The sequence below is a fragment of the Deinococcus aerolatus genome, assembly GCF_014647055.1.
GTDB classification, from domain to species: domain Bacteria; phylum Deinococcota; class Deinococci; order Deinococcales; family Deinococcaceae; genus Deinococcus; species Deinococcus aerolatus.
This window is the reverse complement of record NZ_BMOL01000059.1, coordinates 1-1,785: the sequence shown is the minus strand read 5'-3', so window position 1 is coordinate 1,785 and position 1,785 is coordinate 1. Positions and strand designations below refer to the sequence as shown.

Sequence of the window (1,785 nt, the reverse complement as noted above, 5' to 3'; positions counted from 1 at the left end):
ACGCCGCGCCGCCCGCATACGGGTTCTCCGGTTCTGGGGGCGGTTTGGGGGGGTCAGACGGTGCACAACCGATCAACAGGCCCATACCCAGCAGTATGGTGGCCAGATCTCTCAATACTCTTTTTTTCGGTGCTCCCCTGGGTACTGCTGATCTCATCGCTCTTGTCCCCCCTTTTCTCATGACATGACCCGGACCGCCGGACTGGGCGGCAGGATATTTCTCAGCAACCGTGTCGCCCGCTTGCGCTCAGCGCACAATCTCGATGCCCGCCAGGGAAGGATAATCCACCGAGGCGCTCAGGGTCAGGTTCAGGATTCCATCCGAGACCGTCGTGTTCACCGTCTTGACCAGCGCCGTGTTGCCGCCGCCAGCGTCCTTGACGATATCCAGGTCGGACAGCACCTTCTGACCCTCGGCCGTTACATCAAAGACCCGTTTTCCAGGCGTGGTGTGCGCCAGATCCGCAAAATGCAGCTTGAGCGTCTGCGGCCCGTTTTCTAACGGAATATTGAAGCTGATCTGCCTGTCTGTCTGCGGCACAATGCCTACGTTGCCGCGGTAGCTGCGGTACAGCGCATCGTTGGTGGTGCCCAAGATGTCAAGGTTCGGGTTGGAGCCGCCCGCCGGCTCATCCTTGGCCGTGGCTGGCGCGAACAGCGCGTAACCGTTGCGGTCCCGGTCCGAGACCCACACGTTGCCCGCAGGATCGGTGGTGCTTGCCCCATTGCCGGCCAGACCGACATTGATCAGGATCGGGGCGGGCTTTATGTTGCTGATCAGGTAGATGTTGTCGTTGTAGTCGTAATTAATGCCTGCGTAATCCATGATCAGTAGGTAGGTATTGGGCATGACGTTGCCCTTCGGGTCCTTGGCTTTGAAGAACCGCACATGCTGGCCGCAGGGATCCTTGCAGCCATTGCTGCGGTCCTTGGTCTGGTTGTTTAACGTCGGGTCGCTGTTCTCGCTGTCCACCTTGAACCCGAACGTCTGGGCCGACGGCATGAAGGTGGTAATCGCCAGCTCTTCCGAGCCGTCCCTACGCGGCAGAACCGATTGGGCGTCCACTCCCTTCTGGGTGAGGACTGTATTGCTGTCGGCCGCACCCTTAGTGAACCAGCGCAACTTCGAGGTGTCCCCCTGGGTGTGGTAGGCCGCCAGTTGCTGAACGGTCACGGGCTGGCTGGAATCGGCCCGTTGCCAGTACGGCGCAATCACCTCGTCGCCTTGCGGGGTCACCTTGCCCTTCTGATTAATCCCGTTTAGGGCATTATTGTTCTTGCTGGGCGCAAAGACGGTCTTGAAGCCGAAGGCGGTCTGAACGATGTCTTCCAGGTACGGTTCCTGGTTGTTCTCGGACACACTCTGCCACAGTCCAGAGAGCTGGATGGTCTGGCCAGGGGCGGCCTGTGCGTTGGTAGCTACACCCACTGTGCCCGCGTGAAACTTGCCGCTCTCCGCTGTGAAGCGCAGCCGAACATCCAGAAAGCCGCCCGCAGCAATGGTGGCCGGTAGGGTGGGCGCAGGGTCCAGCGTCCAGGGACCCGTGATGGGTAGACCGGTCACCTTCACAGGGCCGCTGCCGGTGTTCCTGACGCGCACGGTGGCGCGGTCATGCACGCCGTTGGGGGGCGGAGTGGCAAGTGACCCGATGCGGCTGAAGACCATCCGATCCGCGAAAGGGCCGCCGTCACGGCTTTCCAGCGTGACCTGACTCAGTTGGCAGGCCAGTCTGGCATTGGCCCAGTCAGCACGGTCATATGCGATATCTCCATCCGCATCCGTCA

Annotated in this window: 1 protein-coding gene; it reads right to left on the bottom strand. The window is 61.0% G+C overall.

Annotation, left to right across the window (positions count from 1 at the left end; genetic code table 11):
- Positions 1-247: 247 nt before the first annotated feature.
- A partial coding sequence (locus IEY31_RS18480) for a malectin domain-containing carbohydrate-binding protein (protein ID WP_229723777.1) occupies positions 248-1,785 on the bottom strand: 1,538 nt, incomplete at its 5' end.